The sequence below is a fragment of the Methylosinus sp. genome (assembly GCF_036560965.1).
GTDB lineage: Bacteria > Pseudomonadota > Alphaproteobacteria > Rhizobiales > Beijerinckiaceae > Methylosinus.
Genome location: NZ_DATBQF010000022.1, coordinates 73218 through 80058 on the forward strand (window position 1 = coordinate 73218; position 6841 = coordinate 80058).

Genomic DNA, 6841 nt, shown 5'->3' on the forward strand with positions numbered 1-6841 from the left:
AATTGCGATATGTCCGCCCCGCCATCACGCCGCCTCTTCCTCGCCGGAGACGGTTTTCGTCTCCCCTGCAACCGCCCTCCACGCGGCAGGCGGGCAAAAAGGAGGTCGGCCGAGAAAAAAATTCGTCCCGCGGCGCGCTATTCGTGCACGATGGTCAGATATTTGGTGACATGCGTCGCGCGCAGGCCGAGCGAGGTCTCGATCTCATCGAGCGCCGCGATCGGGTCCTGAGCGTTGAACACGCCGGTCACGCGCCGCGCCTGCAACGCCGAATCGAGAAAATAGACGAAGCCGCGATGATAGCGGCCGAGCGCGCGCACGACCTCGCCGAGCGGCTGATTCTCGAACATCAGCTTGCCGCGCCGCCAGGCGGTGGCGCGCGCGAGATCGACCGGCTCCGGCGCCACGGCGGCTCGGCTCGGCCCGAATCCGCTCTGCTGCCCCGCCTCGACGGTGACCTCGCCGCCGCCGCCCGCGACGCGCACGCTATGGCTCGTCACCGTCACGCGGACCTTGCCATTCTCGAGCGCGACGTCGAAAGCCGTGCCCAGCGCGGTCGCCGTTCCGCCCGCCGCCTCGACCACGAAGGGCCGCGCGGGATCGGGCGCGACCTCGAACCAGGCCTCGCCGGCGAGCAGCGTCACCCGCCGCTGCGTCGGGCCGAAATCCAACGCCACGGCGCTGCGCGAGTCGAGCTCGATGCTGGAGCCGTCGGAGAGCGTCGCCTGCTTCGTCTCGCCCGGGCCGGCGAGCACATCCGCGCGCAGCCGCAGCGCGATCTCGTCGGAAAAGAGCAGCGCCAGCAGCGCGAGGCTCGCCGCGGCGACCGCCTTGCGCCGTCGGCGCCGCGTCTTGCGCTGCGGGCCGGCGCCCGGCCAGCGCGGCGCCATGAAATCGCCGAGCGCGGAAAGCCTGTCATAGGCCGCGCGATTGGCGTCCTCGGCCAGCCAGGCCTCGAAGGCGACCTGCTCCTTCTTGGAGAGCGTCGCCTCGTTGCGCCGCAGCCACCAGTCGATGGCGGCGGCGCGGAGGTCCGGCGGCGACGCGGATTTCGTCTCGGACATTGCCTCACCCATCGCAGAGCCGCGCCGACGCCCGTGGCGAGCGAGCGGCGTCCTGCGTTGCACACCACGCGCGAGACCGCGAAAAAGGAGGTCGCCCGCGCAAAAAACGAGAGTCTGATCGATCGAACGATTCCGGTCGATCGGAAAGCGCTCTAGTCCAACGCCGCCCAGCAGCGCGCCATGGCGAGCCGCATGTGCTTTTGCGCCATATTGCGCGATATGCCCAACCGCTCGGCGATCTCGCCGAGGCCGAGCCCCTCGCGCATATAGAGCAGGAAGACGTCGCGGCAGCGCGGCGGCAATCCGTCGACGGCCTCGCGCAGCAGGCGCCATTTCTCCTCGGCCTCGAGGCGGGCGTCCGGCATTGGCCCGGTCGAGACGGCCTGCTCGGCGTCGGCGCCGAAGTCGACATATTTCGCTTCGGTGCGGCGGCGACGGGCGTGGTCGCGCGCGAGATTGACGGCGATGCGCTGCAACAGCGACGGCGGATCGGCCACCGCCTCGAACCGCTCGCTCCGCAAGGCGCGCGCAAAGGTCTCCTGCAGCAGATCGGAGGCGTCCTCGCGTCCCACGCGGCGCGCGAAATAGGCGATGAGCTCGCGCCGGCTGCGCAGAAACAATCGATCGAAGAAGCGCGATTTCTCATCCGACATCGACAATGTCCGGCGAGGGCCGAAACGCCCGGCGACGCGGCCGGGGTTCGGCGAGAAATTGGCGAGGGTGCGGGCGGGCCGTTCATGCGGCGCGCCGGCTCGGGTGAAAAAGGCGGCGCATGCGGCCGCCGTGGATCAGCCGAGCGACGGCGGCGCGCGCGACGACCAGGGCGGCGCCGGCTCGGGACCCTGCGCGCCGGGCTCGGCGGGACGACCGAGCGGCGTCGTCCGGCCCGTCGCGAGGGGGAGCGCGACGCTCGCCTCCGCGCGATCGAGGAACGCGAGGGCGAGCGAGCCCGGCACGCAACAGTGCGGATGCAGCGGACAGGCGGGCGCCGGCGCTCCCTCGCCATGCGCCGGCGCGCCACAATCGGCGGAGCCGAGCGCGCCCGCGGAAGCGCCGAGGGAAGAGTTGGCGGAGGTGGCGGAGGTGGCGGAGTGGAATTGACGCGCGTGCCCGCCGCCGGTCGCGACGAAGAGCAGCAGCGCTTGCAGCAAGGCGGCGAGGACGGCGATCGGAACGATCGTCGCTCGCTTCGAGAAGCCTCTGCCGTGCAAACTCGCCATAGGGAACGATCCGGCGCCGCGCGTGCGATCGGCGAGGGCCGGCGGACGCGCAAGGGAGAGTCCTAGAACGCAGCGTTGCGACGAGTCAACGGCGGGGGGCGCGGGGTGGAGGGGTGTTTGAAATTCCGCTCGTGACCCATTTCGGTCCCGTCCCGCCCGAGCAGCGGACGTTCGGTTGCGTCGACAGCAGACATTCCGGTGTCAGGGCGAAAGCGGAGCGATGCAGATCCTGCTCGCTGTAGGCTTCCGTCTCGACAGGTCAATTCTCGCTCCCGAATGTGGAAAGCCACGTCGACGGGCATATATCTGCCTCGCCCACTTCATGGGCGCTAGGGAGGAAGGGGTCGGTTCCGACGGGGACGATCATGCCGACTTCCGATTCAACCAGAACCCTGCGCAATCACGCCCCTTGGAACAAGGGCCGCCTGCTCGGTCAGAAGCGCCCGCTGAGGCCGAAGGACGTCTGGACCATACGGGTTCGCTTGCAGCTCGAAGGCCGCAAGCGCGACCTCGCCATGTTCAATCTCGCTATCGACAGCAAGCTCCGAGGCTGCGATCTCGTGCGCTTGCAAGCGAACGACGTCTGCGTCGGCGGCCGCGTCCGTGATCGCGCCGTCGTGATCCAGAAGAAAACCGGGCGTCCTGTTCAATTCGAGGTGACCGAAACCCGTCGGTCGGTGCAGGATTGGCTCGACCGCCGTGGCGCCATGACTGCGGAGTATCTGTTCCCGAGCGGCTTCACGACGCGGACTCACATTTCCACCCGGCAATACGCACGCATTGTGCAGAAATGGGTGGCGAGCGCCGGACTCGATGGTTCCGCTTACGGAACGCACTCCATGCGTCAAAGCGGCTCAGATATACAAGAAGACGGGCAATTTGCGCGCTGTTCAACTTTTGTTGGGGCACACCAAGTTGGAAAGCACGGTCCGCTATCTCGGCATCGAGGTCGACGACGCTCTCAGCATTTCAGAGCAGGTCGATCTTTGAACGTAACGAACGCCGCGGCCTGACGCCAAATTGTTTGGCCGCGACGCACCTCATGATGACGATGACGTTTACGGGGAGACTGAACTCTCCGTCGGACGGCTCTCTCCTACGTCTCCACGCGGGTAGAGTGCCATATCCGTCGGCGGACGGCGCGGGTGCTTGGCTTTATCCAAAGAGAATGACCGAAAAAGCGTCGCCATTCGAGGAGTGTTGCAGTTTTGCAACGGAGAATGAACTTTCGTCAGTCCGACGAACTCCCAAACTTGACTCCGCGTCGCATCCGGGAGTTCGTTGAGCCAAATGGACACGTTCGCGCTCTGGCCGAAAGAATTTACCCGTGTGTTGGTCGCGGGGCTCTTGGCGTGGGCCTTGATCCTCCAAGGAGCGGCCGCCGCCGCAGCGCCCGGATTCAGCAGTATCGACATCGTCTCCGGAGGCCTCGATCGTTGCGCGAGTGACGCCGACGGCCATCGGCATTCGCCCGGGCCGCACCTTCCTTGCTCCTGCTGCTTTCCCTGTCGTGCGTTTCAAATCGACGGCGCGGCGGGACATCCGGCGATCCTGCCGACGAACATCGCGTTTTCGGCGCCGTTCCCCGAGACCATTCTCGTTGATCTGTCGCCGAGCGCGAAAGCGACATCGGCCGTCGGCTGGCTCAGCTCTTGGTCCTCGCGCGCCCCGCCGATCGCCTGACTCGAAGCGACTCCGCGCGCTGCGCCGTTTCGGCAGAGGCCGCGCCCTCCGTCCATCCGTTCCGCCCCCATCTAAGTCGGTCGATGCGCAGGTCCATGACGCTTGTCAGGACCAGCGGCGCCGTTGGAAACCGCATGCCGGACAAGAAATCGGCCTCGATCAGGGAGCTGTTCTTGCGCAACAAGCGCGGATTGCTCACCTATCTGACCCGGCGCGTCGGCCGGGCGGACGCGCCGGATCTGCTTCAGGAGACGTTCCTGCGCGTTCTCGACCGCGGCGGCGCCGTCGAGATCTCCGATCCCGCGGCCTATCTGCGCCGAACCGCAGCCAATCTCGCGACGGACCACGGTCGCCGCAGCGATCAAGAAGCGAAGCTCCTGGTTTTCGACGGAGCGGCCGATGCGCCCTCCGAGGACTCGACGCCGGAAGAACGGGTCGACGCCAAAGAGCGCGCGCGGAGATTGGCCATGGCGATCGAGGCGCTGCCGCCGCGCTGCCGTCAGGTCTTCACGCTACGCATGCGCGACAAGCTTCCACCCGACGAGATTGCGCGGCGGCTCGGCATCTCGCGGAAGATGGTCGATCGGCACCTTCAGATCGCCATCGAGCGCTGCCGAAAGGCGCTGAAGTAGCTTTTTTCGGGGGGAGCACATGGCGGATCGCGGCGAGCTTCCGCCAATATAGATGAGGGCCTCTTCGTGGCGCGCCGCCAGCGCGCGCTCGCGAGCCATCGAACCGAGCCAGTGACGGGAAGAATGAACGAGAACGATCGATCTCGGAAAGAGGACGCGATCTACAGGACCGCGGGCGCGTGGTGGGTGAAGGTCGACGGGCGCTCCTTGTCGCGCGAGGACCGCGCCGCCTTCGACGCCTGGCTCGCCGCCGATCCGTTCCACCGAACGGCCTTCGACGAAGTCTCCTCCATCTGCGACGAGGCGCAGACGTTGGAGCCCTGGCCCGTCGACGCGCCCGAGATCGCGCGGCGGCCGCGCAAGGTCATCGCCGCGGCCGCGCTCCTCGCCGCGAGCCTGGCGTCGTTCCTGTGCTTCGACGAGCTGTCGTTGCTCTGGCAGGCCGATTATCGGACGGGGACGGCCGAATCCCGCTCGATCACGCTGGAGGACGGATCACGCGTCGAGCTGTCTGCGCGGTCGGCGGTCGCGGTGAATTTCACAGGAGCCGAACGGCGCCTCTCGCTGCTCGCCGGCGAGGCCTTCTTCCAGGCGGCCCCCGATCGCGCGCGCCCCTTCGTCGTCGCCGCCGCGTCTGGAACCGTCACCGCGCTCGGCACCGCCTTCGATATCGCGCTCAAGGACGGCGAGGCCCGGGTCGCCGTCGCCGAGCATCGCGTCGCCGTCGCGAGCGGAGGCCGCAGCGAGGTCGTGGGGGAAGGACAGCAGAGTATCTTCGGACCCGCCGCGGCGATCACGGCCCCCGCCGCCGTCGACATCGATCGCGCGACGGGCTGGCGGCGCGGCAAGCTGATCTTCGTCGACCGTCCGCTCGGCGAGGTCGTGGCCGTCCTCTCGCGCTATCATCGCGGCTACATCGTCGTTCCGGGCGCCGCCACGCGCCGATTGAGCGTCACCGGAGTCTTCGATGTCGGCGACCCGCTCGGCGCGCTCGCGGAAATCGAACGCTCTCTCGATCTGCGCCCGATCTATCTCACCAACTATCTAGTTTTCCTGCGTGAATAGCGCACCGCGCCGCTCGTCCGACGAAAGTCGCGCGCCGCATGAACAGCGCAATCGAATTTTTTTTCGGATCGGACATGGGAGAATCCTCGGACGCCCCGTCAACCTAAGTAGAGGGACAATTTCGTCCCCGACGGTTTTGAGGGGCGGCGAATGGCGCGGGGCAGGTTCTCTCTCGAGGTCGAGGGCATGGGTGCGACGGCGATAGCGACGGTGATGGGTCTCATGGCGCTCGAGCCGGGCCAGCCGGCGGCGGCGCACGTGTCGATGACGCAGCAGGAGATTTCGTCGGCAGTCAGAGCCTATCAAATTCCCGAAGGGTCTGTCGCCGAGGCGCTCACACGCCTCGCGGACGAGAACGGCGTCCGCATGATCTACCGCACGCGATTGACGAAAAATTTCAGGACAGCAGGCCTGATAGGCAGCTACACGCTCACGCAGGCGCTCGACACGCTTTTGTCGGGAACGGGTGTCAGCTATCGCGTGACGGGTGAGGGACGAAGGGCGGCGATCATCCTCGCGCAAGCCGATAATGGCGTGCGCAACGACGCGACTCCGTCGGGGGCGACGCCGCTGCCGGCGATCAATATTGGAGCAGAGGCGAAGGAGACGAGTGGCCGCGCGGGAGCGAGCTCGGGCGCCATACGACAGGGTCCGGGCGACAGATATACGGGCTATAACGTCGTCAGCGCGCCTTCGACCTTGAAGACCGACACGCCGCTGTTGAAGACGCCGATCTCCGTGCAGGTCGTCACGCGTGAGATGATGGACGATCAGCAGGCGATCAGCCTCAAGGACGCGCTTCTCACCAATGTCAGCGGCGTGACCCTGACGCCGAATTTCTTCGACGTCTTCAAGGTCCGCGGCTTTCTGACTTTTGGAAGCATCTATAAGAACGGCCTGCAAGAATATCGTTATCGCTATCTCGATACGACGAATCTTCAATCCGTCGAGGTGCTGAAGGGGCCTGCGGCAATGCTATTCGGTCGCATGGAGCCGGGCGGCGTCATCAACCTCGTGGCTAAGCGGCCCTTGGAGACGCCTTATACCAATCCTCATTGATCAAAACCCATGCGCCCAGTCGCGTAGCCCGATGGACATGATGCGCCAAGGCTGCTCGATGAGCTTGTTCCAGGCGGCGCAACAATGATCGACGATATCGTCATAGGATTTGAAAACG

The 6841-nt window shown here is 66.3% G+C and carries 6 protein-coding genes and 2 pseudogenes; 4 read left to right on the forward strand and 4 right to left on the reverse strand.

Annotated features, from left to right (window positions below; translation table 11 throughout):
* Positions 1–137: 137 nt before the first annotated feature.
* The 3 genes from VIF40_RS08095 to VIF40_RS08105 all read right to left on the reverse strand — a co-directional run bounded on the left by VIF40_RS08095 (position 138) and on the right by VIF40_RS08105 (position 2284).
* Positions 138–1064, reverse strand: a complete 927-nt coding sequence (locus tag VIF40_RS08095) for a FecR family protein (RefSeq protein WP_331937019.1) — start codon at positions 1062–1064, stop codon at positions 138–140.
* A gap of 152 nt (positions 1065–1216) precedes the next feature.
* The gene (locus VIF40_RS08100) at positions 1217–1717 is read right to left on the reverse strand and encodes an RNA polymerase sigma factor (protein ID WP_331937020.1); all 501 of its coding nucleotides are present in this window, start codon (positions 1715–1717) and stop codon (positions 1217–1219) included.
* Between the two features lie 135 nt (positions 1718–1852).
* Positions 1853–2284 (reverse strand): hypothetical protein, encoded by a 432-nt coding sequence (locus tag VIF40_RS08105; protein WP_331937021.1) that lies wholly within the window; start codon positions 2282–2284, stop codon positions 1853–1855.
* 365 nt (positions 2285–2649) lie between these two features.
* Between VIF40_RS08105 and VIF40_RS08110 the strand changes: the two are divergent.
* The 4 genes and pseudogenes from VIF40_RS08110 (at position 2650) to VIF40_RS08125 (ending at position 6723) form a co-directional block, all read left to right on the forward strand.
* Positions 2650–3274, forward strand: a pseudogene (locus VIF40_RS08110) (tyrosine-type recombinase/integrase).
* Between the two features lie 827 nt (positions 3275–4101).
* Positions 4102–4599 carry a sigma-70 family RNA polymerase sigma factor gene (locus VIF40_RS08115; protein ID WP_331937022.1) on the forward strand — a complete coding sequence of 166 codons (498 nt, stop codon included), beginning with the start codon at positions 4102–4104 and terminating at the stop codon, positions 4597–4599.
* A 123-nt stretch (positions 4600–4722) separates the two neighbouring features.
* Entirely contained in the window at positions 4723–5664 is a 942-nt protein-coding gene (locus VIF40_RS08120) for a FecR family protein (RefSeq protein WP_331937023.1), read from the forward strand.
* A 150-nt stretch (positions 5665–5814) separates the two neighbouring features.
* Positions 5815–6723, forward strand: coding sequence for a TonB-dependent receptor (locus VIF40_RS08125; protein WP_331937024.1), 909 nt, complete (start codon positions 5815–5817; stop codon positions 6721–6723).
* On the opposite strand, the pseudogene VIF40_RS08130 reads toward VIF40_RS08125, so the two are convergent.
* Positions 6724–6841, reverse strand: a pseudogene (locus VIF40_RS08130) (IS630 family transposase); the annotation flags it as partial.